Consider the following 25,563-nt stretch of genomic DNA (forward strand, 5'->3'; position numbering starts at 1 on the left):
CACAGGCCCTGAGACTAAATTTGTAGTGGGCCAGTCAACTGCTTGCTTGCTAGTCTATATACGCTTTAATTGTGTGCGTGCTCGATCTCAGGTCGTGTGTCGATCAATAAGTTCCAGCCATGGGCGCCGCCAGATGTGTATGGTTTTGAAGTGTTTGCCAATGCAGGTGGTCCACAGCCTGCTGCTGGTCCTTGGCATGGTCTGGTTGACACCGGTTTGGGCCGTCCAGGAAATCAGGGTCGGTGCCGCACACTTTCCGCCGTATACCGTGCGCCCGGAACGCGGCGCCGATATTGGCCTGTTGTCACAATTGCTCAACGCCCTCAACCAGTTGCAGAGCGACTACCGTTTTGTCCTCGTGCCTAGCTCCATACCGCGCCGGGTGCGCGATTTCGAGCGCGGGCGGGTGGACATGATGATGTTTGAAAACCCCGCCTGGGGTTGGCAGGGGCTCTCTTACATTGCTGTCGACATGGGCCTTGAAGACGCTGAAGTGTTTGTCGCCAAGCAGTACCCTGATCGCCAACAAAACTATTTCGACGACCTCAAGGGTAAACGTCTGGCGCTATTCAGCGGTTATCACTACGCTTTTGCCGGGTTCAACCCCACGCCCAAATTTCTCACCGAATCGTTCAACGCAATGCTGACCTACTCCCACGAGAGCAACCTGTTGATGGTCTTGCGCGGGCGGGCAGATATTGCATTGATGACCCGCTCCAACCTGATCGACATGCTGCGCTACGCCCCGCAGGCCAAGTCGGAGCTGATCGTGTCCCAGCGTATCGATCAGACCTATCGTCACTACGCGCTGCTGCGCCCGCAAGCACCGATCCAGAGTCAGCATTTTGCCCAAATGATGCAAAAGCTTCGTGACAATGGTCAGTTGATGGCTATTTTTGCACCTTACAAAATTGCAGTAGTCGCGGTCGAGCCTTCCTAGGCTAAATTTTTCGCCACGGTTCACGTTCTCTGCGTAACTGTTGACGATAAACGTGAGCCCGAACCATGACTGCAATTACCCCGACTCCACCGGCGATGACCATCACCGCAGGCACTCGCCATCCGCTGCGAGCGCCAAAACCCCAAGGTGAAGTCTATCGACGTTTCGATGCGCAGCTTGGCACCTGGATTTCATTGCGGGCGCTGGACATCGAAATCGACCTTGAGCGTTTCAGCCGCTGGCAAAACACCCCGCGGGTGATGGATTTCTGGGAAGAGGGCGGCACCCTGGAAAAGCATCGCCAGTACCTGGAGAAACTCGCGTCAGACCCGCATACCCTGACCCTGATCGGTTGCTTCGATGATCAGCCATTTGCCTATTTCGAGGCCTACTGGGCCAGGGAAGACCGAATTGCGCCGTTCTACGACGTGGATGACTACGATCGTGGGATTCACATGCTGGTGGGAGAGCAGGCGCATCGTGGGCCGCACAAGGTTGCCAGCTGGCTGGCAGCGCTGACCCATTACCTGTTTCTGGATGATCCGCGCACTCAGCGCGTAGTGGCTGAACCCCGGGCCGACAACGCGAAAATGATCGGCTACATGCAGAGTCAGGGCTTTCACCGCTTGAAAGAGTTCGACTTTCCGCACAAGCGAGCGGCCCTGATGATGCAGAGCCGGGAGCAGTTTTTTGCAGGGAGGGAGTTGGTCTGACGCACGCTAAGCAGATCTTTGTGGGAGCGAGCCTGCTCGCGATGGCATCAGCGCCGCCCCCAGAGGTCGTGCGAGCTTAGCGTCGGGCAAAGGTATCGGCTTGCGTTCCCGATACCTTGCGGCAATGCACCAGCGCATCGCGAATCATGAAGTTGACCAGGGTTGGCGACACGCCCAACTCCTTGGCAATGTCCTTTTGCTGCACGCCGTGCAGGCGATACATCTCAAACGCATAGCGGGTACGGCTCGGCAGCTCAGTCAGCGCCGTAGCGATGTGTTCCAGGGTCGAGAAATTGATATGCGAGGTTTCCGGAGACGCGCCGTGAATGACCACATTCAAGCCTTCCTCTTCCGTGCCCGAGTACTTCTGCTCGAGCGCCTGCTTGCGGTAGTGATCGATTGCCAGGTTGCGCACGATCTGGAACAGATAACTCAGCTGCGCCTTGAATGAAGAGGTGATCTGCGGCGCGGACTGCAAGCGGAAGTAGGCATCCTGTACCACATCTTCAGCCCTGGATCGACAACCGGTGATGCGTGCTGCGATCTTGACCAGGATAAGTCGGTTATCGACGAAAGCTTGAAGTAAGGGTGAGTCGCACTTGCTTGTGGACATTTGTTCCGTCATGGAGATCACCTGATGCGATTGAATGAGTGAGGGCCACGGCAAGGGAGGCGACCTACACAGCTGGTCACAAATTAGGCTTAATGATAATGATTGTCAATTGAGAAACAGAATTAATACCGATTCAGGCGACAGACTGAGACATGTCTCACAACGCCCGCGAATGACTTTAAAAGGCCATCACTGCAATGGCTAATTAATTGCCTGGCTCAACCGTTTTCAATGCATGAACGCCGGATACAGAGGCCGGCAATGAATGGTTTGAGGCAGGAGGGCGAGATGTTTTTTGAGCGTAAACCGTCGTTATTTCAACGCAATGGCAGCCTGGCATGAGCGACGTGATCAAGTTGCGTCTGTTCTGCCTGCCTTACTCGGGCGCCAGTGCAATGAGCTATAGCCGCTGGCGCCGTTCCATGCCCGAATGGTTGCAAGTGCGCCCACTGGAACTGCCGGGGCGCGGCATGCGGATGGACGAACCGCTGCAAAGCGATATACGCCGTCTGGCCTGCCAGTTGGCCGATGAAATCAGTGCCGAACTCGACCGTCCTTATGCCTTGTTTGGGCACAGCCTGGGCGGGCTGCTGGCTTTCGAGCTGGCCCATGCTCTGCGTGAGCGCGGCCTGCCTGCACCGCTCGCGTTATTTGCTTCGGCCACGGCCGGGCCTGCCCGGCGCGATGTCAGCGAATACACCGTGGCGAAAACCGATGAACAGTTGATTGCCCGTTTGCGCGAGCTTAAAGGCACCGGCGAAGAGCTGCTGGCCAATGCCGAACTGATGCAGTTGATGCTGCCGATCCTGCGCGCCGATTTCCTGTTATGTGGCAGTTTCAGCTATGGCCAGCGTGCGCCGTTGCCCATTCCCATCCACGTGTTCGGCGGCAAGCAGGACAGTGTGCGCACCGAACAACTGCTCGATTGGCAAACCGATACCTGCAACAGGTTTTCCCTCGACATGTTTGAGGGCCATCACTTCTTTCTGGTGCAGCAGGAAGTTGCGCTGTTGCGCAGCGTTCGTCGTTACGCCGAAGAGCATCTGACACGCTGGCGCAATCAGCAGGCCCGACAGCCTGGCGGGTAAAGCCGCGCGCTGTTGCCTCGTATTTCAAGCACACCGATTTTCTTTCAAGCCGACCCCAGGCAGGAAACCCCATGATGGACGCGTTCGAACTCCCCGGTAACTTGGCCCAAGCCCTTCAACTGCGTGCAGCAAAGACCCCGGATCGACTGGCGCTACGGTTCCTCGCCGACGACCCGCTGGACGCGGTGGTGCTCAGTTATGGTGAGCTGGATCTGCGTGCGCGCACCATTGCCGCCGCCTTGCAGGCCAATGCTGGCGTGGGCGAGCGAGCGGTCTTGCTGTTCCCCAGTGGCCCGGATTACGTCGCGGCATTTTTTGGCTGTTTGTATGCCGGGGTGATTGCCGTGCCGGCCTATCCACCGGAGTCGGCACGCCGTCATCATCAAGAACGCTTGTTGTCGATTCTGGCCGATGCCGAGCCGCGCCTGCTATTGACCAGCAGCGCTCTGCGCGAGCCCTTGCTGCAAATGAGCGAACTGGTTGGCGCTGATGCGCCACAATTGCTCTGCGTCGACAGTCTCGACCCGCACCAGGCCAGCGCTTGGCAGCCGGTTGCTTTGCAGGCCGACGATATTGCCTTTTTGCAGTACACCTCAGGCTCCACTGCGTTGCCCAAAGGCGTGCAGGTGACCCACGGCAATCTGGTTGCCAATGAGATGTTGATCCGCCGCGGATTTGGTATCGACCTCAACCCGGATGACGTGATTGTCAGCTGGCTGCCGCTGTATCACGACATGGGCCTGATTGGTGGTTTGCTGCAACCGGTCTTCAGCGGCGTGCCCTGTGTGCTGATGTCACCGGCCTATTTTTTGACCCGACCGTTGCGTTGGCTGGAGGCCATCAGTGAGTACGGTGGCACCATCAGCGGCGGGCCGGACTTCGCCTATCGGCTATGCCGTGAGCGGGTCAGCGACACGGCCTTGGCTGCGCTGGACCTGAGCCGCTGGCGCGTCGCCTATTCGGGGTCCGAGCCGATTCGGCAAGACACCCTTGAGCACTTTGCGGATAAATTTGCGCCTTGTGGCTTCAGCCCAGACAGCTACTTTGCTTCCTACGGTTTGGCCGAAGCCACGCTGTTTGTCACTGGTAGTCAGCGCGGTCAAGGCATCCCGGCTCTGTGCCTGGATGACCTGGCATTGGCCAACAACCGGATCGTGGCGGGCGACGGTAGCCCGGTGATGAGTTGTGGCTTCAGTCAACCCGAACACGCAGTGCTTATTGTCGACCCGAAAAGCCTTGAGGTTCTGCCTGACAATTGCGTTGGTGAAGTCTGGGCCAACGGCCCGAGCATCGCCCACGGTTACTGGCGCAACCCCGAGGCCAGCGCCAGCACCTTTGTCGATTTTCAAGGCGGTATCTGGCTGCGTACTGGCGACCTGGGCTTTATGCGTGACGGCGAGCTGTTTATCACAGGTCGGCTGAAGGACCTGCTGATCGTCCGCGGCCACAACCTCTACCCACAGGACATCGAAAAAACCATCGAGCGTGAGGTCGAAGTGGTGCGCAAAGGCCGGGTCGCGGTATTCGCGGTCAACGCCAAAGGCGAGGAGGGGATAGGCGTTGCCGCTGAAATCAGCCGCAGCGTGCAAAAAATCCTGCCCCCGGAAACGTTGATCAACAGGATTCGCCAGGCGGTGGCTGAAGCTACTCAGCAAGCCCCGAGCCTGGTGGTACTGCTCAATCCTGGAGCACTGCCGAAAACCTCCAGTGGCAAACTGCAGCGTTCGGCCTGTCGTAGCCGGTTGGCCGCTGGCAGCCTCGACAGCTATGCGCAGTTCCCTCCTGAGCACGGCGCGCCAGCCTCGGCCGATGCGGTGCAGCGTGGGAGCGAGCTGGAGGCCCTGATCGCCTGGGTCTGGTGTGAGCATTTGCAGGTTGAGCAAGTGGCGCCAGACGATCACTTTTTTCTGTTGGGCGGCAACTCGATTCTAGCCACCCAAGTCATCGCCCATCTGCGCCAGGAACTCAAGCTTGAGCTGAATCTGCGCCTGTTGTTCGAGTCCCCGACCCTGAGCGCTTTCGCAGCCGGGGTAGGCGCCTTGCAGCAGGATGGCGGGCTGGCCCAGGGCGCAATTGCAACCTTGCCCCGCGATCAGGAATTGCCCCAGTCGTTGGCGCAGAACCGTCTGTGGTTTATGTGGCAGCTCGACCCGCAGAGCAGCGCCTATACCATCCCGGGTGGCTTGCGTTTGCGCGGTGAACTGGACGAAGCGGCGTTGCGCAGCAGCTTTGCGCGCTTGATCGAACGTCATGAAGCTTTGCGTACACGTTTTTATGAACGCGATGGCCAGGCCTTGCAGTGCGTTGATGCCGCGAGCGACTTTGCTCTGCAAGTGGTCGACCTCAGCACCTTGGCGAGCCCTGAGCGTGAAGCCCGGGCACAGCAAGTTCGTGAGGAGCAAGCCCGCACCCGATTCGACCTGGAGCACGGCCCGCTATTTCAGGTCACGCTGGTCAAGCTCGATGATCAAGAGCATCAGCTGTTACTGACATTGCACCACATCATCGCGGACGGCTGGTCGTTGAACCTGTTGATCGACGAATTTTCCCGGTTCTACGCGGCAGCATGCCTGGGCCAGCCGCTGGAGCTGGCGCCGCTGACACTGCAATACGCCGACTACGGCAGTTGGCAGCGCCAATGGCTGGCGCAAGGCGAGGCCGAGCGTCAGCTCAACTACTGGAAGCAGCAGTTGGGCGATCAGCACCCGAGCCTCAGCCTGAGTACCGATCAGCCGCGCTCGGCGCAGCGTAAACACAGCGCTGCGCGTTACAGCCTGAAGCTCGATGCGGCCCTTGGCAGCGCCATCCGGCAAACGGCGCAGGCCCACGAGTGCACGCCATTTATGCTGTTGCTGGCGAGCTTGCAGACTCTGCTTCATCGTTACACCGGCCAGCGTGATATTCGCATCGGCGTCCCCAGTGCCAATCGCCCGCGACAGGAAACCCACGGTCTGATCGGCTTCTTTATCAACACCCTGGTGCTGCGCGCCGAGCTGGATGGGCGCCTGGCATTTGCTGACCTGCTGCATCAGACCCGTCAAGCTACCCTCGATGCCCAGGGGCATCAGGACCTGCCGTTCGAGCAACTGCTCGAAGCCTTCCCGCAAGCCCGTGAGCAGGGCCTGTTTCAGATCATGTTCAACCACCAGCAGCGTGATCTTGGCGCCTTGCGCCGTCTGCCGGGCTTGCTTGCCGAAGAGCTGCAATGGCACAGCCGCGAAGCCAAGTTCGACCTGCAACTGCACAGTGAAGAGGACCGTCATGGGCGCCTGACTCTGGCGTTCGACTACGCTGATGAACTATTTGACGCTGGCACCATTGCGCGGTTGGCCGAGCACTATGTCAGCCTACTGGAGCAGGTCACCGCCTGCAGCACCCGGCCCCTCGGCGATCTGCAACTGCTCAATGCGCAGCAGGTGAGCGAGCAGCAGCAGTGGAGCGCCGCCCCCTGTGCCCCTGCCGAACGCTGGTTGCCCGAGTTGCTGGAGCAGCAGGTTCAGCAGGCGCCGGACGCCATCGCCTTGATGTGGGACGGTGGCAGCCTCGACCTGGCCAGCTTGCATGCCCAGGCCAATCGCCTGGCGCACTACCTGCGCGACAAAGGCGTTGGCCCGGATGTACCGGTGGCGATTGCTGTCGAGCGTTCGCCGCAGTTGCTGATCGGTTTGCTGGCAATTATCAAGGCCGGTGGCGCCTATGTGCCACTGGATCCGGACTACCCGCCGGAGCGTCTGGCCTACATGCTGCAAGATTGCGGCGCGACAATCCTGCTCAGCCAGAGCCATCTGCTGGGCAGGCTACCCGCTGGTAAAACCCTCAGCGTGATTGCCATGGACAGCCTCAAGCTGGACAACTGGCCAAGCCATGCGCCGGGCTTGCATTTGCACGGTGATAACCTCGCCTATGTGATCTACACCTCCGGCTCCACCGGCCAGCCCAAGGGCGTGGGCAATACCCATGCGGCACTCGCCGAGCGTTTGCAGTGGATGCAGGCCACCTACGCGTTGCAGGTCGACGATGTACTGATGCAAAAAGCTCCGATCAGCTTCGATGTGTCGGTGTGGGAGTGCTTCTGGCCGCTGATAACCGGTTGCCGTCTGGTCCTGGCAGGGCCCGGCGAGCACCGCGACCCGCAACGTATTGCACAGTTGGTGGAGCAATTTGGCGTCACCACCCTGCACTTTGTGCCCGCGCTGTTGCGCCTGTTTGTCGACGAGCCGCAAACCCGGCAGTGCAGCAGTTTGCGCCTACTGTTTGCGGGCGGCGAGGCCTTGCCCGCCGAGTTGCGCAATCATGTGTTGCAACAGTTGCCTGCGGTGCAGTTGCACAACCGCTATGGCCCGACCGAAACCGCGATCAACGTCACCCATTGGCAATGCAACCTGGCAGATGGCGAGCGTTCGCCCATCGGTCGGCCATTGGCCAACGTGCTGTGCCGGGTACTCGACAGCGAACTCAACCCGCTGCCGGCTGGAGTGCCAGGCGAGCTGTGTATTGGCGGTAGCGGTCTGGCGCGGGGTTATCTCGACCGGCCTGGGTTGACCGCAGAACGCTTTGTTGCCGACCCCCTGGGCGAGCCGGGTGCCCGTCTGTATCGCACCGGTGATCAGGTGCGCTGGAACGCGCACGGGGTGCTGGAATACCTCGGGCGTCTCGACCAGCAGGTCAAGCTGCGTGGCTTTCGCGTCGAACCGCAGGAAATCGAGGCCTGCTTGCTGGCCCAACCCGCTGTGGCGCAAGTGGCGGTAATGATCCGCGAGACGGCCGCCGGGCCGCAGTTGATCGGCTACTACACGGCGCTGCCGGGGGCGGCGTGCGAAGACCAGCTCAAGGCCGCACTGGCTGAGCAATTACCGGAGTACATGGTACCTGCGCAATTGCTGCGGCTGGACGCCATGCCCTTGAGCCCCAGCGGCAAACTGGATCGCCGGGCCTTGCCCGAGCCCGTGTGGCAAGCCCGTGAACACATCGCACCGCAGACCGCACTTGAGCAGCAAATAGCGGCAATCTGGAGTGCAGTCCTGGGGCTGGAGCGCATTGGTTTGCGCGATGATTTCTTCGCCCTAGGCGGGCACTCGTTGCTGGCCACGCAAATCGTCTCGCGGGTGCGTCAGGCCTGTGATGTGGAACTGGCCTTGCGCACTCTGTTTGAAGCCAGTGAACTGGGTGAGTTTGTCGCCCAGGTGCAGGCGATTCAGGCGGCAGGCCAGCGCAACACGCAATTGCCCATCGCCCTGGTCGACCGTAACCAGCCGGTGGCACTGTCGTATTCGCAACAGCGCATGTGGTTCCTCTGGCAAATGGAGCCTGACAGCCCGGCGTACAACGTCGGCGGCATGGCGCGACTTAAAGGCGTGCTGGATGTCGAGCGCTTCGAAGCCGCTTTGCAGGCCCTGATCCAGCGCCACGAAACCCTGCGCACCCGCTTCCCCAGTGTGGATGGCGTGGCCTGTCAGCAAGTCCACCGTGAAACCCTGCTGAACATGGCCTGGCTGGACCTCAGTCTGCTGGACGAAGCCACCCGCCAGCAGCGTCTGCAAGCGCTGGCCGACAGTGAAGCGCATCGACCGTTTGATCTTGAACGCGGCCCGCTGCTGCGCGCGTGCATGGTCAAGGCTGCTGACCGCGAACACTACTTTGTACTGACCTTGCATCACATCGTTACCGAAGGCTGGGCGATGGATATTTTTGCCCGTGAACTGGGCGTGCTGTACGAAGCGTTTGTCGATGATCGTTTGTCGCCACTGACGCCGCTGGCCGTGCAATACCTCGACTACAGCGTATGGCAGCGCCAGTGGCTGGAGTCAGGCGAGCGCCAGCGCCAGCTCGATTACTGGACCGCCAAGCTCGGCAACGAACACCCGCTGCTGGAGCTCCCCGCCGACCGTGTGCGGCCTTCGGTGCAAAGCCATCGGGGCGAGCTGTACCGTTTTGATCTCAGCGCCGAACTGGCGGCACGGGTGCGGGCGTTCAATGCAGAGCACGGTTTGACCCTGTTTATGACCATGACCGCAACCCTGGCGGTGTTGCTCTATCGCTACAGCGGCCAGACCGACCTGCGCATCGGCGCACCGGTGGCCAACCGCATTCGCCCGGAAAGCGAAGGGCTGATTGGTGCGTTTCTCAATACCCAGGTGCTGCGCTGCCAACTGGACGGGGCGATGCGCGTTGGCGAATTGATCGAACAAGTGCGCCAGACCGTGATCGAAGGCCAGTCGCACCAGGACTTGCCGTTTGACCATCTGGTCGAAGCGCTGCAACCGCCACGCAGTGCAGCCTACAACCCGCTGTTTCAGGTGATGTGTAACGTGCAGCGCTGGGAGTTCCAGCAAAGCCGCGAGCTGGCGGGCATGACGGTCGAGTACCTGGCCAATGATGCCAGGGCGACCAAGTTCGACCTCAACCTGGAAGTCACTGACCTGGACCACCGCCTGGGCTGCTGCCTGACTTACAGCACGGACCTGTTCGACGAACCACGCATCGCGAGCATGGCCGGGCACTGGCGCAACCTGCTGGAGGCATTGTTGGGCGATCCCGAGCAGCGTCTGAGCGAATTGCCGCTGTTGCACGCCCAGGAACAACAGCGCCTACTGGCCGGCATGGCGCCGCCAGAGGCCGAGTACAACCTTGAGTCGTGCATCCAGAGCCTGTTCACCGAACAGGCGCTGGTACGTCCCGATGCCATTGCCCTGACTTTTGGCGGGGAGCACTTGAGCTATGCCCAGCTCAATGGCCGCGCCAACCGGTTGGCCTGGCGGCTGCGCGAACTTGGGGTCGGTCCTCAGGTACGTGTAGGGCTGGCGCTGGAGCGCTCAATGGAGATGGTGATCGGCCTGCTGGCGATCCTCAAGGCTGGTGGCGCCTACGTGCCACTGGACCCGGAGTACCCGCTGGAGCGCCTGCACTACATGATTGAAGACAGTGGCATTGGTTTGCTGTTGAGTCACCGCACCCTATTTGCCGAACTGGGCGAGTTGCCCGAGGGCGTGGCTCGCTGGAGCCTGGAAGACGACAGCCCGCAACTGGCGGCTTATCCGTGCAGCGAACTGCCGTTCATCACCATGGCGCAGCATCAGGCGTACCTGATCTACACCTCGGGCTCTACCGGCCAGCCCAAGGGCGTGGTGGTGTCCCACGGTGAAATTGCAATGCATTGCCGCGCGGTTATCGAGCGTTTTGGCATGCGTCCGGATGACTGCGAGTTGCATTTTTATTCGATTAACTTCGACGCCGCCACCGAGCGCTTGCTGGCACCCCTGCTGTGCGGCGCGCGGGTGGTGTTGCGCGCCCAAGGGCAGTGGGATGCGCAGGAAATCTGCCAACTGATAGCACAGCAGCAGGTCAGTATTCTGGGCTTTACCCCCAGTTATGGCAGCCAATTGGCGCAATGGCTGGAGACCCAACAGCGGACCCTGCCAGTGCGCATGTGTATCACCGGTGGCGAGGCACTGACGGGCGAGCATCTGCAACGCATTCGCGATGCATTCCAGCCGGATGTGTTTTTCAATGCCTATGGCCCGACTGAAACCGTGGTTATGCCGCTGGCCTGTCTGGCTCCGCAACATCTCGAAGAGGGCGCAGCCAGCGTACCCATTGGCCAGGTAATTGGCGCACGGCTGGGATATATCCTCGACGCTGGGCTGGCCTTGGTGCCGCAAGGTGCCACCGGCGAGTTGTACATTGGCGGGGCGGGGCTGGCGCAGGGTTATCACCGGCGTCCGGGCATGACGGCCGAGCGCTTTGTCGCCGATCCTTTTGCATGCAACGGTGGGCGCCTGTACCGCACCGGCGATCTGGTGCGCCAGCGCGTCGATGGTCTGGTCGAGTACCTGGGGCGTATCGACCAGCAAGTGAAAATCCGCGGTTTCCGTATCGAACTGGGGGAAATCGAAACTCGCCTGCTGCAACAGCCCGGCGTGCGTGAAGCCGTGGTTCTGGCGCTGGATCTGCCCGCTGGCAAGCAACTGGCAGCGTATCTGGTAGTAGATACCGCGCAGCAGGATCGGGCGCAATTGCGCGCAGCACTCAAGGCGCAACTACCGGACTACATGGTGCCCAGCCACTTTATCCTGCTGGCCAGCATGCCGCTGACGGCCAACGGCAAGCTCGACCGCCGTGCCTTGCCAAGCCCGGACCCTGAGCTTGAGCGCCAGCAATACGTGGCCCCGTGCGACCCGCTGCAACAAAGCCTGGCGGCGGTCTGGTGCGACGTACTGAACCTGAAACAGGTGGGCCTGGACGATAACTTTTTTGAGCTGGGCGGCGACTCGATTCTGTCGATTCAAGTGGTCAGCCGCGCCCGGCAATTGGGGATTCACTTCAGCCCCCGGGACCTGTTCCAGCATCAGACCGTGCAGGCGCTGGCCAATGTCGCCACGCGTACTGAACAGAATCGCGCCGAGCAAGGACTGCTTCGCGGCGAGTCGGCGTTGACGCCGATCCAGCACTGGTTCTTCGACACCGACATGCCCAACCGCGAGCACTGGAACCAGTCGCTGCTGCTGGCGCCAACCCTTCGTCTTGAGCCGCAGCCACTGGCCCGCGCGCTGGCTGCATTGTTGGAACAGCATGACGCCTTGCGTTTGAGCTTTGGTGAAATGGCCGGGCAATGGCGGGCCGAATACCGCACCGAGTTCGATCAGCCGTTGCTGTGGCACGAGACAGTTGCGCACATGCAGCAATGCACTGGGCTGTTCGCTGATGCCCAGCGCAGTCTCGATCTGCAACAGGGCCCGCTGCTGCGTGCGGTACTGGTAGATGGTCCGGATGGCGAGCAACGCTTGCTGCTGGTGATCCATCACCTGGCGGTGGATGGCGTGTCCTGGCGCGTTCTGCTCGAAGACCTGCAAACCCTCTATCGGCAAGCGGCTGCGCAACAAGCGCTGCAATTGCCGGGCAAAACCAGCGCCTCAAGTGCCTGGGCGGCACGTCTGCAAGCCTATGCTGGTAGCGATTCGCTGCGCGAAGAACTGAGCCTGTGGCAACGGCAACTGAACGGCCCGCGGGTCGAATTACCGTGTGCCAACCCGCAGGGCGGGCGGCAAAATCTGCACGCCCATACCGTCAGCGTGGGCCTCGGTTGCGAGCACACCCGCCAACTGCTGCAACAGGCACCGAGTGCCTATCGGACCCAGGTCAACGACCTGCTCTTGACCGCTCTGGCACGCGTACTGTGCCGATGGACCGGGCAACCCTCGGCCCTGGTACAGCTCGAAGGCCACGGTCGCGAAACCCTGTTTGACGAGATCGACCTGAGCCGCACCGTGGGTTGGTTCACCAGTGCCTATCCACTACGGCTGACACCCTCCAGCGCAGGGCAGGGCGCCTCGATCAAGGCGATCAAGGAGCAACTGCGCAGCGTGCCGCACAAGGGGCTGGGCTATGGCGTGCTGCGCTATCTGACCGATAGCGCGACCCGTGAGGCATTGGCCGCCTTGCCTGAGGCTGCGGTCACCTTCAACTACCTCGGTCAGTTCGACCAGAGCTTTGCCGATGATGCGCTGTTCCACCCTCTGGACGAGCCGACGGGTGCGGCCCATGACCCGCTGGCACCGTTGGCGAACGAGCTGAGTATCGACAGCCAGGTGTATGGCGGTGAATTATTGCTGCGCTGGACCTTCAGCGCCGAGCGTTATACCCCGCAGATCATCGAGCAATTGGCGCATGCCTATGTCAGCGAACTGCAAGACCTGATTGGCCATTGCCTGAGTACCCCCGCGGGCGGTTTTACGCCGTCGGATTTCCCCCTGGCCAGGCTCGATCAGGTCCAGCTTGATGCCTTGCCGGTCGCTGCCGAGCTGATCGAAGATCTGTACCCGATGACTCCGATGCAAGAGGGCATGTTGCTGCATACGCTGCTGGAACCGGGCACCGGCTTGTACTACATGCAGGACCGTTATCGGATCAACAGTGCCCTTGACCCGCAGCGTTTTGCCGATGCCTGGCAGGCGGTGATTGCTCGCCACGAAGCACTGCGTGCCTCGTTCTGCTGGAACGTCGGCGAGCAGATGCTGCAAATTATCCATCGTCCCGGTGCTGCACCAATCGACTATCTGGACTGGAGCGCCGAGCCCGAAGACGACCATGAAGCGCGCTTGCAGGCACTGCACAAAAGCGAGCGCGAAACCGGCTTTGATTTGCTCAATCGGGCACCGTTCCACCTGCGCCTGATCCGCCTGGGCGAGGCCCGTTACTGGTTCATGATGAGCAACCACCACATTCTGATCGATGCCTGGTGCCGCTCACTGCTGATGAGCGACTTTTTTGAAATCTACAGCGCCCTGGGCGAGGCCCGAACCCCGCTACTGAGCGCGGCACCCCGTTATCGCGACTATATCGGCTGGCTGCAACAGCAAAATCTGGAACAGGCCAAAAACTGGTGGCAACGCAACCTGCAAGGCTTTGAGCAGACCACCCATATCCCCAGTGATCGCCCGTTCCTGCGTGAGCATGCGGGCCAAAGCGGCGGCATGCTGGTGGGTGACTGTTACACCCGCCTTGAGGCACGCGATGGTGTGCGTTTGCGTGAACTGGCGCAGCAGCACCAACTGACCATCAACACCTTCGCCCAGGCGGCGTGGGCTCTGGTGCTGCGTCGCTTCAGCGGTGAGCGCGACCTGGTATTTGGGGTCACTGTGGCCGGGCGGCCGGTGGAGCTGGCGCATATGCAACAGACCGTCGGACTGTTTATCAACAGTGTGGCGCTGCGTGTGCAAATGCCCCAGGACGGCCAGCCGCTGGGGGTTGCTCAATGGCTCAGGGCCTTGCTTGAACACAATATCGAACTGCGCGAATACGAATACCTGCCGCTGGTGACGATCCAGGAGCGCAGCGAACTGCCCAAGGGCCAGCCACTGTTCGACAGCCTATTCGTGTTCGAAAACGCGCCGGTGGATATGTCGGTCATGACCCGCGCCCAGCACCTTAATGCGACCTCTGATTCGGGCCGTACTCACACCAACTTTCCGCTGACTGCGGTGTGTTATCCAGGTGATGACCTGGGCTTGCACCTGTCCTATGACCAGCGCTTTTTCGAGCATGGCAGCGTTGAACAGATGCTTGGGGAGTTCAAGCGCCTGCTGTTGGCCTTGATGGACGGCCTCGATGGCGACATGAGCGAGTTACCGTTGTTGGGCGAATTGGAACAGCAATTTTTGCTCGACAACTGCAACCGCAGCCAGCGCCAATACCCGCTGCAACAGAGCTACGCCGAGCTGTTTGAAGCGCAGGTTGCAGCGCATCCGCAGCGCATCGCCGCCAGTTGCCTCGAACAGCGCTGGACTTACAGTGAACTCAACCAGCGCAGCAACCGCCTGGGGCATGCTCTGATCGCGGCAGGCGTGGGGCCAGATCAACCGGTGGCGTTGCTGGCCGGGCGCGGGCTGGACTTGCTGGGCATGATTATCGGCAGCTTCAAGGCCGGGGCAGGTTACCTGCCGCTGGACCCGGAGCTGCCCGGCTCACGTCTGCTGCGCATTATCGAACTGAGCCGCACGCCGTTGCTGGTGTGTACCGAAGCTTGCCGCGAGCAAGCCGAGGCGTTGCTCGACGCCGCCGGGTGCGCAGTGCGTCCGCGCCTGCTGGTTTGGGAGTCGGTGCAAGCGGCCGGGTTGGCAGAACATGACCCGCAGGTGTACAGCCAGCCGGATAACCTGGCCTATGTGATTTACACCTCGGGCTCTACCGGACTGCCCAAGGGCGTGATGGTGGAGCAGCGCGGCATGCTCAATAACCAGTTGAGCAAAGTGCCGTATCTGCAACTGACTGAGCACGATGTGATTGCTCAGACCGCCTCGCAAAGCTTTGATATTTCGGTGTGGCAGTTCCTTGCGGCGCCGCTGTTTGGCGCTCGGGTCGATATTGTCCCCAATACCGTGGCCCATGATCCGCAGGCGTTGCTGGCGCAGGTCAATGCGCAGGGCATTACGGTGCTGGAAAGCGTGCCGTCACTGATCCAGGGCATGCTGGCCGAGGCCCCGGTGCAACTCGACGGTCTGCGCTGGCTGCTACCGACCGGGGAGGCCATGCCCCCCGAGCTTGCTTTGCAATGGCTGCTGCGCTACCCCGATATCGGCCTGGTGAATGCCTATGGCCCGGCGGAATGTTCGGATGACGTGGCCTTCTTTTGTGTCGACCATGCTTCGACCCAGGGCAGTTATTTGCCGATTGGCACCCCGACCGACAACAACCGTCTGTATCTGCTGGATGGCGCCTTGCAACTGGTTCCGTTGGGCGCCGTGGGTGAGTTGTGCGTGGCGGGCACCGGAGTGGGCCGCGGTTATATCAGTGACCCGTTGCGTACCGCGACGGTCTTTGTGCCCAACCCGTTTGGCGCGCCGGGCGAGCGTTTGTACCGCACCGGTGACCTGGCACGGCGGCGCAAGGATGGCGTGCTGGAGTACGTGGGTCGGATCGACCATCAGGTGAAAATTCGCGGTTACCGTATCGAGCTGGGTGAAATCGAGGCACGTCTGCACGAACAGGCACATGTCCGAGACGCGGCGGTCAGCGTCCAGCAAGGTGTTAACGGAAAGTATCTGGTGGGCTACCTGGTGGGGGCGCCTTCGGCCCTTGCTCAAAGCGAACAACTGGAGCAGATCAAACAGCACCTGCGCGCTGAACTCCCCGAGTACATGGTGCCGCTGCACTGGTTGTGGATGGAGCGATTGCCCTTGAACGCCAACGGCAAACTGGACCGCAAGGCGTTACCGCCGATTGAAATTGGTCAATTGCAGCGCGAAAACTTCGTCGCCCCGCGCACTGAGCTGGAACAGACTCTGGCTGATATCTGGGCACAGGTGCTGAACCTGGAGCAGGTCGGGGTGAGTGACAATTTCTTCGAACTGGGCGGGCATTCACTGTTGGCGACGCAAATCGCCTCACGGGTGCAAAAAGTATTGCAGCGCAACGTGCCGCTGCGAGCGATGTTCGAATGCAGTTGTGTTGAACAACTGGCGCTGTATATCGAAGGGCTGGAGAGCAGCGAAATCAACGAAGAAAAAGTCGATCGCCTGAGTGACCTGATGGCAGAGCTGGAGGGGTTGTAGGCGGTGATGTGAAGCCCGCTCCCGCAGTCAATGCAGGAGTGGGCTTGATTGCGTTGTTAGCGCCACGGTGAATCTGAGCTGCCGCGTCTCAGCATCGCAAATAACCCCTGGCGCCTGTCGCCTACTTTGGCCCCAGAATCTGCACCAGTTTTTCTGGCGACGGAGCACCTTGCTGTTGTTGCAAGTTGCCTTGTTCGTCCAGATAGAAAATCGCCGGAGTCGCGGCAACATCCAGTTCTTCCATCAACTTCGCGTTGGCATCCAGTTTGGCCTGGATGTCCGCCGGGATTTTGCTCAATGGCTTGAGGGTGCTGGCCTTGCCGGCTTTCTCATGCTCGTGCAGGGCTTGCTGCGGGTCCTTGGCACCCAGCAGGGCGGCAGATTTGGCCGGGCTGTCTTCGCGGATGATCCCTACCATGATGTGGCGCAATTGCACTTTGCCCGAGTCGACCCAAGGACGAGCCTGTTCCCAGAACATGTTGCAGTACGGGCAGTTCGGGTCGCTGAACAGGTAAACGGTGCGCGGTGCATCCTTTTTGCCATCGGCAATCCAGTTGCTCTTTTCCATCTCTGTCCAGACCTGCTTGGCCATCGGCTCGTACACCAGCTTTTGCAGCGGGGCCAGGCTCAGGTCCTTGCCGTCGGCGTCATACAAATTGCCCACCAGCACGTTGCCGTCCTTGGTCAGGTACAGCGCCATGCCACGGTTCTGGTACTGGGCGGCATAACCACGCAAACCGCCGGGAGCGTCAAAGCTGCCGATGATCTTTGCGCCCTTGGCTTCAATCTTCTTGATTGCCGGTGGTAACTCTTCGGCCTGCAACACAGGGGATTGCAAGAGCGCCGCGCCCAGCAGGGCGGTCATGCTCAGGGTTAGCAGTTTGCGGTTAAACATTTTTGCTGATTCCTTGCAGGGTCGGCCTGTTGGGCCGACATTGAATTGTTCAGATTGAAGGGCTCCATGGCCCGGGCCAGACTGGCTTGCGACAGCTCGCCCAGATGACTGCCCAGCAGACGGCCTTCAGCGTTATAGAACAGGGTAGTCGGCAGTGCCATTGAGCCGACTTTTTGTGCCAGTTGGCCGCCACTGTCGAACAGCACGTTGCTCAGGTTCAGGCCCTGGGTTTCAAGAAAGGTGCTGACGCTCTGCATGCTTTCGCCCTGATTGACGAACAGGAAGGTCACGTTCTGATGCTGATGCTGGGCGTTTTGCAGTACCGGCATTTCGCGTCGGCAAGGCGGGCACCAGGTGGCCCACAGGTTGATCACCAGCGGGCCGCCCTGATAGCTGCTCAACTGCACTGATTCGCCGTTGGCGTTACGCAATACCAACTCCGGGAGGCGCGTGCCCTGTTCGTAAAGGCTGGACGAAAGACTGGCCAGCAGCCAGAACGCCAGCCCGCTACCCAGTCCCCAGCCCAATGGGCGGCGCAACCCGACGCGGCGCCAGCTGAAAATGACCGCACCGACCAGTACCGCCGCCAGCCCCGGCCATAGCAAAAACCCGCCGTCGCGCAAATCGAGGACCTGCAGCGGGTCGTCCTTGAAATAGCGCCAGTAGCTGAGTACAAAACCGATGCGCGCGGTAAGCAAACCCAGCAAAAACAAGGTGAACAATACGGACTCGGGGTTTTCGCCACCGCGTTTGGCTACGCGCCAACCCACCAGTGTCGCCAGGGCAAGGGCCAGGATCAGCAGCAAGTGGTTGATGGCCAGCGCAAACGAACCGATGGTCAGGGTAAGCATTTATAGGAGTTCCCGGGTGGCGTTCCAGTTATTCAAAAAGGTCTGGGCGTTGACTTCGCCAGTGATACGTTGCCCGCGACGCTCAACGCCATTGGGGCCGATCCAGACAAAGCTGGGCGGGCCCGGTACCTGATAGCGGCTGAGCAGCTCGCGGCTGGCGACATTATCGGCGGTCACGTCAAGACGCAACAGGCGCACGCCTTGTAAGGCATCCATCACTTGGGGTTTAGCGAATACCTGCTTTTCCATAACCTTGCACGATACGCACCAGTCGGCGTAGTAATCGAGCATGACCCACTGCCCGTCAGCCTTGGCGCTAGCCAGTTCACGGTCCAGACTGGTGGGGTCCTTGATGGTGATAAAGGCGTCGTGGGCAGTGCTTGCGGAACTGCTGCCCGCCACTGTTTTTGCGGTATACACCTGCAAGGGTTGCCACAGCTCGGTGCTGCCACCGGCAGCACCCACCAGTAACAGACAGCCCCACAAACCGGCCAGCAGGCTTAGTGGATTGAACAGCGCTTTGGCGCGCAGAAATGTCTGCGCCTGCAGCCACAGGCTGCATCCCAGAATGATCAGCAGGATACCCCACAGACCGATCCACAAGGACTCATCGAGTACCGGGCGGACCAGCAACAACGCGGTGCCCAGGAACAGAAAGCCAAACAGGCCTTTCATCAGGTTCATCCAGGCGCCGGGCTTGGGCAGGAAGCGGCTGCCCACGGTAACCAGCAGCAACAGCGGCACGCCGATCCCCAGGCCCATCACAAACAGCACCAGGCCACCTTCAAGCGCATTGCCGCTTTGCGCGATATACAGCAAGGCACCGGCCAGCGGCGCCGTCATGCAGGGCCCAACCAGCAAGCCGGACAGGGCGCCAAGAATACCCGCGCCGATCAGGCTGCCGCCCTTGCGTCCACGCCCGGCGCTTTCCAGGCGGTCACGCAAGCCAGCGGGCAATTGCAGTTCAAAAAAACCGAACATCGGCAGTGCCAGCACCACAAACAATGCGGCAAAACTGCCCAGCAGCCAGGGTTGTTGCAGCAACGCCTGCAAGTTGGCGCCCAGCAGGGCCGCCAATACGCCCAGCCCGGCATACACCAGCGCCATGCTGATCACATAACTGCCGGCCACGGCGAAACCGCGTCCGGCAGTGGCACCACTGCCCACGACCAGCCCGGCCAGAATCGGCAACATTGGCAGAGAGCAAGGGGTAAAGGCCAGCAGCAGCCCGAGGCCGAAGAACAGCAGCAAACTCCAGCCCAGCGAACGCTGCTGCAAACTCGCAGCCAGTGACTGGTCCTGTGCCTGATCTTGTGCGGCCATTGGCTGTGCACCGCCCAAGTCAACCGTCTGGCTTTGCGGCGGGTAGCACAGCCCCGCATCGGCGCAGCCTTGCCAACTGACCTTGACCTGACCGCTGGTGCCTGCCGGGATGACTATCGCAACGCTATCGCGGTAGACCTGGGTGGCGCCAAAAAACTCGTCGCTGTGTTCCAGCCCTTGCGGCAATACAGGGGTTTTTGCTGGGTCCAGCCCGTCAAACTTGAAACGTTTTTGATACAGATAGTAGGTGTCGGCTATTTTCCACTGCAGGCGGGTTTCGCCTGAGGGCAATGGCTCGGCACTGAATACAAAGGCCTTGTTGACCGGCAGAAAGTCGGGCTGTGCGAATGGATTGTTCGCGGTCTGGGCCTGGGCCACACCGACCAAACACATCAATAGCAAGGACAGCAGCAAACGCATGGATAAAGCCTTGGGCAAGTTCAAGTACCGCTACAGTGTGTTCCTGCGATTAACCGATCATTAACCGATGCATATCGCGGTGTACACGGCATAATCGGCCCTTAATCCCATGACCTTTTAATTGGCTCATTTACGCGGGTATCAGCATGCATGTACTGGTTTGCGAAGACGACGAACTGATCGCCAGCGGCATCAAGGCCGGGCTGACGGCCCAGGGCCTGACGGTCGAGCATGTGGGTACGGCCAGTGCGGCGCGGGCGATGCTCAAGGCCGCCGAGTTCGATGTGATGGTGCTTGATCTGGGTCTGCCCGATGAAGATGGCCTCAAACTGTTGCAACAGTTGCGTCAGCAGGGGCTGGAGTTGCCCGTGCTGATTCTGACTGCCCGCGACTCGGTGACCGACCGTGTCGACGGTCTGCAAGCCGGTGCCGATGATTACCTGCTCAAGCCTTTTGACCTGCGCGAACTCGCTGCCCGCCTGCACACGTTGCTGCGCAGAGTGGCAGGGCGCAGCGTCAACCTGATCGAACATGGGCCCCTGAGCTACGACCCGAGCAGTCGCGTGACTCTGCTCGCGGGCCAACCGGTCGACTTGTCCCGCCGCGAGCAGGCGCTGCTGCAAGCCTTGCTGCATAACCGCGGGCGGGTGCTGTCCAGTGAGCAACTGAAGGACAGCATCTACGGCTTTGGCGACGAACTGGAGAGTAATGCCCTGAACGTACATATCCATCACCTGCGGCGTAAATTGGGCAACGGTATTGTTGAAACCGTGCGTGGCCTGGGGTATCGCCTGGGCCATGCCGATGGCGCAGAGTCCGAGGCATGATGAGCCTGCGCCTGCGCTTGAGCCTGACCATTGGCTCGGCGTTTGTTCTGGTCTGGGCCCTGGCTGCGGCCTGGATGCTCAGCGATTTGCGTCAGCAAATGATGTTTTCCCTCGATCAGCGCCTGGTGGCTTCGGCGCGCATGGTCGCAGGGTTACTGGAGCAATTGCCGCAATTGCCGGTAAAAGGCGCGGGTACCCATTTCAGTGCCGAAAAACTGACCATTCCCGGCGGTATGGCATGCCAGGTCAGTTCGCTGCGCGGCGAGATTCTGGCCCGCAGCCACAATAATCCGGACCAGCCGATGCAGTCGCAAGCGGCGGGTTTCCACGACCAGATCATCGACGGCGCCGCCTGGCGCACCTTTACCCTGGATCGTGGTGATCTGCGTATCACCACAGCTGACCGTCAGATCGAACGCGAGGCCTTGAACCTTTCGGTATTGTTAGCCGCATCGGTGCCTGTGGGCATGGCGCTGATGGTCTGTTTGCTGCTGCTGTGGCTGGGCATCGGCCAGGGCCTGGCGCCGCTCAACCGGATGCGCGATGCCTTGATGCGCCGTGATGCCGACTCATTGCAACCGCTGCAAATCGCGCCACTGCCCAGCGAACTGAAGCCATTGCTCGATTCGCAGAACCAGCTGTTTGCGCGCATCGCCAAGGCTATTGAGCGCGAGCGACGGCTCACCGGTGATGCCGCACACGAACTGCGCAGCCCCCTGACCGCGATCAAAACCCACCTGCAAGTAGCGCGCATGACCGATGGCGAAGCCCGCGAACAGTCACTGGCCCATGCCGAGGCCGGCGCCGACCGTTTGCACCGTACCCTCGAACAATTACTGCTGCTGGCGCGGGTTGAAGGCAGCCTGTCGTTTGACGACGGGGTCAATTGCTCGGCCGAGCAAGTGGCGCGCCTGGCGATCCATGATGCGGCCGGTGACGCTGATGAGTGCATCCGTTTGCACCTGCCGGAAGACTTGCCGGCCACGGCGCTTGAGGTCCCGTCGGTATTGGCCATTGCTGCTCTGCGCAACCTGCTGGACAACGCCTTGCGCCATACCCCGGCGGGCACTCAGGTCGAGTTGACGGTTGCCGTTGAAGGTCCGCAGGTACGCTTCGTGGTGCGCGACCACGGCCCCGGCATTCCTCCTGAAACCCTGCAGCATATGACCCAGCGCTTCTGGCGCAATGGCAACAGCAATGGCTGTGGTCTGGGCTTGGCAATTGTGCAGGCGATAGTCGAGCGCTGCGGCTGCGAACTGATCTTCGACAGCCAGCCCGATGGCTTGCGGGTTGAGTTGCGGATGCCGTTGAAAGGCACAGTTGCCTGACCCTGTGGGAGCAGGGCAAGCCTGCTCCCACCTGTTCCCGATGCGGCAGCCGGTGCGAATACGCTCCAGTGGACTGATTTCGTTACAGCTTCAGTTGGGCCATGGTCTACAGTAACCGCGCTCTATTGAACCACCCACAGAAGGCTTTTTGTGGAGTGATTCCATTCCAGTTAAACAGACTCCACGGCGCATAAACGGCCCACTTGATCGCTTGTACGGGACTGGCACAGAACGTGCTGCTGTCCTTGATCCGCACCGGATGAGCATGATGTTTGTCTGGTTTAAGGACCCCGTACAAGAATAATAAAAGGATGATTCATGCAAAATCACCGACCTGTCACAGAAGAACCAGAACTCAAGCGCAGCCTTTCCAATCGCCATATACAGCTGATCGCCATTGGCGGTGCCATCGGTACGGGTCTGTTCATGGGCTCGGGCAAGACCATCAGCCTGGCAGGCCCTTCGATCATTTTTGTCTACATGATCATTGGTTTTATGCTGTTTTTCGTGATGCGCGCCATGGGCGAGCTGCTGTTATCCAACCTCAAGTACAAGTCCTTTATCGATTTCGCGGCCGACCTGCTGGGTCCCATGGCCGGTTACTTTACCGGGTGGACCTACTGGTTTTGCTGGATCGTGACCGGCATCGCCGATGTGATTGCCATCTCCGGTTATACCCACTTCTGGTTCCCTGATATCCCGCTATGGCTCCCGGCAATCGGTTGCGTGGCGCTGTTGCTGTCGCTGAACCTGATCACGGTGAAAATGTTCGGCGAGCTGGAGTTCTGGTTTGCCATGATCAAGATCGTGGCCATTTGCGCGCTGGTCTGCACCGGGCTCTATATGGTGACCACAGCTTTCCAGTCCCCGACCGGCAACTCGGCATCGCTGACCAACCTGTGGAATGACGGCGGGATGTTTCCCCACGGGGTGATGGGCTTCTTCGCCGGTTTCCAGATTGCAGTCTTTGCCTTTGTCGGCATTGAGCTGGTGGGCACTACCGCCGCAGAAACCAAAAACCCGGAACGTAACCTGCCACGGGCGATCAACTCGATTCCGTTGCGCATCATCATGTTCTACGTGTTCGCGCTGATTGCGATCCTGGCCGTTACCCCGTGGCGCGATGTGGTGGCTGACAAGAGCCCCTTCGTTGAGCTCTTCATGCTCGCAGGCTTGCCCGCCGCCGCTGGCATCATCAACTTTGTGGTGCTGACCTCTGCGGCGTCTTCGGCCAACAGCGGCGTGTTCTCAACCAGCCGCATGCTGTTCGGATTGGCGATGGATGGTGACGCTCCGAGCAAGTTCAAGAACCTGTCCCGGCGCGCAGTGCCCTCCAATGGCCTGATCTTCTCCTGTATCTGTCTGCTGGCGGGGGCGCTGGTGATTTACGTAGTGCCGAACCTGATGGAGGCGTTCACCCTGATCACCACGGTCTCGGCGACCTTGTTCATGTTTGTCTGGACCATGATCCTGCTGTCCTACCTGGCGTATCGCAAGAAACGCGATCACCTGCACCGTGCCTCGAAATACAAAATGCCTGGTGGCAAGTTCATGGTCTGGGTCTGCCTGACCTTCTTCGTGTTTATCCTTGTATTGCTGGCCCTGGAAACCGATACCCGTCAGGCGTTGTACCTGGTGCCGGTCTGGTTTGTGCTGTTGGCCGTGGGGTATCGCTTGGTGCGCCGCAACAAACTGGAGGTGGCGAACCTGGCCTGTGAGGCAGATTAATCCGCTTTCGATGTAAATCCTCACTGCGCTGATGCGTTTCCAAGGCAGGAAGTTTTGGTCAATCTCATCTGCGTATTGAGGGTCCCAGAAATGTCAGTTGCTATCAGTCTTGTCGAACAACAGCCCCAGGCGCTTTACGAGTTTGAAGAGTCAGCGCTGCTGGCCCGTCAGAGCCGTCAGGAGTCCAATGCCCGCAGTTACCCTCGACGCATTCCACTGGCCCTGAAACGGGCCAGGGGTCTGTATGTCGAAGACGTCGAAGGCCGCCGTTTTATCGACTGCCTGGCGGGTGCCGGGACCCTTGCGCTGGGGCACAACCACCCGGTGGTTATTGCCGCCATTCAACAGGTGCTGGCCGATGAGTTGCCGCTGCATACCCTCGACCTGACCACCCCGGTCAAAGACCAGTTTGTCCAGGACCTGTTCGGTCTGCTGCCGCCAGCCTTGGGCTGTGAAGCGAAAATCCAGTTTTGCGGCCCCACCGGCACCGATGCGGTAGAAGCCGCCTTGAAACTGGTGCGCACCGCCACTGGGCGCAATACCGTGATCTCGTTTTCGGGCGCTTATCACGGCATGAGCCAGGGCGCGCTGAGCCTGATGGGCAGCTTGGGGCCGAAAAAGCCCTTGGCTGCCTTGCTCGGCAACGGCGTGCAGTTCATGCCGTACCCCTACGATTACCGTTGCCCGTTCGGGTTGGGCGGCAAGGCGGGGGTGCAGGCCAATTTGCACTATCTGGAAAACCTCTTCGCCGACCCCGAAGCCGGGGTGCAGTTACCGGCTGCGGTGATTGTTGAAGTGGTGCAGGGCGAGGGCGGCGTGATTCCGGCCGATCTTGACTGGTTGCGCGGTTTGCGGCGCATCACCGAACAGGCTGGTGTGGCGCTGATCGTCGATGAAATCCAGAGCGGCTTTGCCCGCACCGGCAAGATGTTTGCCTTTGAGCATGTAGGCATTGTTCCCGATGTCGTGGTGTTGTCCAAAGCCATCGGCGGCAGCTTGCCGCTGGCCGTCGTGGTGTACCGCGAATGGCTCGACACCTGGTTGCCGGGTGCCCATGCCGGGACCTTCCGTGGCAACCAGATGGCGATGGCCGCAGGCTCGGCGGTGATGCGCTACCTGCAGGAGCACAACGTTGCTGCTCACGCGACGGCCATGGGTGAGCGCCTGAGCGAACACCTGCACATCCTGCAGCGTGACTTCGCGCAGTTGGGCGATATTCGCGGGCGCGGGCTGATGCTGGGTGTGGAACTGGTTGACCCGGCTGGCAAGCTTGATGCGCAGGGCCATCCACCGGCCTTTGGGCGCCTGGCGCCATTAGTGCAACGCGAATGCCTCAAGCGCGGGTTGATTCTGGAGCTGGGCGGACGTCAGGGCGCCGTGGTGCGCTTCTTGCCTCCGTTGATCATCACCGCCGCTGAAGTCGATCAAGTGGCGGCCATTTTCGGCAATGCCATGGCGGCAGCCATCACCCGTTTGTAATTCCGGGCCGCGACCAATCGTTTGTTTCTTGTATTCCTTAACTGCACGGAGACCCGGACATGAGTTCAGTATTTGACCGCGATGACATCCTCTTCCAAGTGGTGGTTAACCACGAAGACCAATATTCGATCTGGCCCGATTACAAGGCCATTCCCGAAGGTTGGCGCGCCGTGGGCAAAAGTGGCCTCAAGCCTGAATGCCTGGCCTATATCGAAGAAGTCTGGACCGATATGCGGCCCTTGAGCCTGCGTCAGAAAATGGATGCAGTAACGACGCACTGACAATCACAGAGAAAAAAGCCAACACTCGGTT

The 25,563-nt window shown here is 60.4% G+C and carries 12 protein-coding genes and 1 pseudogene; 9 read left to right on the forward strand and 4 right to left on the reverse strand.

Annotated features, from left to right (window positions below; genetic code table 11):
* Positions 1–160 precede the first annotated feature (160 nt).
* Together V6L79_RS12045 and V6L79_RS12050 are read left to right on the forward strand one after the other, a co-directional pair.
* Positions 161–940 carry a transporter substrate-binding domain-containing protein gene (locus V6L79_RS12045; RefSeq protein ID WP_321836776.1) on the forward strand — a complete coding sequence of 260 codons (780 nt, stop codon included), beginning with the start codon at positions 161–163 and terminating at the stop codon, positions 938–940.
* A 101-nt stretch (positions 941–1,041) separates the two neighbouring features.
* Positions 1,042–1,653, forward strand: a pseudogene (locus tag V6L79_RS12050) (GNAT family N-acetyltransferase); the annotation flags it as partial.
* A gap of 76 nt (positions 1,654–1,729) precedes the next feature.
* On the opposite strand, the gene V6L79_RS12055 reads toward V6L79_RS12050, so the two are convergent.
* Positions 1,730–2,278: an RNA polymerase factor sigma-70 gene (locus V6L79_RS12055; protein ID WP_261741730.1), complete on the reverse strand. Its 549-nt coding sequence runs from the start codon at positions 2,276–2,278 to the stop codon at positions 1,730–1,732.
* Positions 2,279–2,604: 326 nt separating this feature from the next.
* On the opposite strand from V6L79_RS12055, the gene V6L79_RS12060 reads away from it, so the two are divergent.
* Positions 2,605–3,354 carry an alpha/beta fold hydrolase gene (locus V6L79_RS12060; RefSeq protein WP_338580277.1) on the forward strand — a complete coding sequence of 250 codons (750 nt, stop codon included), beginning with the start codon at positions 2,605–2,607 and terminating at the stop codon, positions 3,352–3,354.
* Between the two features lie 71 nt (positions 3,355–3,425).
* Positions 3,426–16,400 (forward strand): non-ribosomal peptide synthetase, encoded by a 12,975-nt coding sequence (locus V6L79_RS12065; RefSeq protein WP_338580278.1) that lies wholly within the window; start codon positions 3,426–3,428, stop codon positions 16,398–16,400.
* Positions 16,401–16,521: 121 nt separating this feature from the next.
* Here the strand turns inward: V6L79_RS12065 and dsbG are convergent, their stop codons facing one another.
* Genes dsbG through dsbD form a run of 3 tightly spaced genes read right to left on the reverse strand, consistent with a single transcriptional unit; the run spans position 16,522 to position 19,889 of the window.
* Positions 16,522–17,295 carry a thiol:disulfide interchange protein DsbG gene (gene dsbG / locus V6L79_RS12070; protein ID WP_321836122.1) on the reverse strand — a complete coding sequence of 258 codons (774 nt, stop codon included), beginning with the start codon at positions 17,293–17,295 and terminating at the stop codon, positions 16,522–16,524.
* Positions 17,274–18,146: a TlpA disulfide reductase family protein gene (locus tag V6L79_RS12075; RefSeq protein WP_321836123.1), complete on the reverse strand. Its 873-nt coding sequence runs from the start codon at positions 18,144–18,146 to the stop codon at positions 17,274–17,276. The genes dsbG and V6L79_RS12075 overlap by 22 nt, the downstream gene beginning before the upstream one ends.
* Positions 18,147–19,889, reverse strand: coding sequence for a protein-disulfide reductase DsbD (gene dsbD / locus V6L79_RS12080; RefSeq protein ID WP_338580279.1), 1,743 nt, complete (start codon positions 19,887–19,889; stop codon positions 18,147–18,149).
* A gap of 146 nt (positions 19,890–20,035) precedes the next feature.
* Here dsbD and V6L79_RS12085 point away from each other — a divergent pair, with 146 nt between their 5' ends.
* The 5 genes from V6L79_RS12085 (at position 20,036) to V6L79_RS12105 (ending at position 25,532) form a co-directional block, all read left to right on the forward strand.
* A complete protein-coding gene (locus V6L79_RS12085; protein WP_261741736.1) occupies positions 20,036–20,716 on the forward strand; it encodes a response regulator in 681 nt (226 codons plus the stop codon).
* Complete coding sequence (locus tag V6L79_RS12090) at positions 20,716–22,044, forward strand: ATP-binding protein (RefSeq protein ID WP_261742403.1); 1,329 nt, start codon at positions 20,716–20,718, stop codon at positions 22,042–22,044. The genes V6L79_RS12085 and V6L79_RS12090 overlap by 1 nt, the downstream gene beginning before the upstream one ends.
* Before the next feature lie 318 nt (positions 22,045–22,362).
* Positions 22,363–23,772 (forward strand): D-serine/D-alanine/glycine transporter, encoded by a 1,410-nt coding sequence (gene cycA / locus V6L79_RS12095; protein ID WP_261741737.1) that lies wholly within the window; start codon positions 22,363–22,365, stop codon positions 23,770–23,772.
* 90 nt (positions 23,773–23,862) lie between these two features.
* Positions 23,863–25,251 (forward strand): aspartate aminotransferase family protein, encoded by a 1,389-nt coding sequence (locus tag V6L79_RS12100; RefSeq protein ID WP_338580280.1) that lies wholly within the window; start codon positions 23,863–23,865, stop codon positions 25,249–25,251.
* Between the two features lie 59 nt (positions 25,252–25,310).
* The gene (locus V6L79_RS12105) at positions 25,311–25,532 is read left to right on the forward strand and encodes an MbtH family protein (RefSeq protein ID WP_261741739.1); all 222 of its coding nucleotides are present in this window, start codon (positions 25,311–25,313) and stop codon (positions 25,530–25,532) included.
* Positions 25,533–25,563 lie beyond the last annotated feature (31 nt).

Source organism: Pseudomonas sp. ML2-2023-6 (genome assembly GCF_037055265.1).
In the GTDB taxonomy this organism is placed as follows: domain Bacteria; phylum Pseudomonadota; class Gammaproteobacteria; order Pseudomonadales; family Pseudomonadaceae; genus Aquipseudomonas; species Aquipseudomonas kulmbachensis.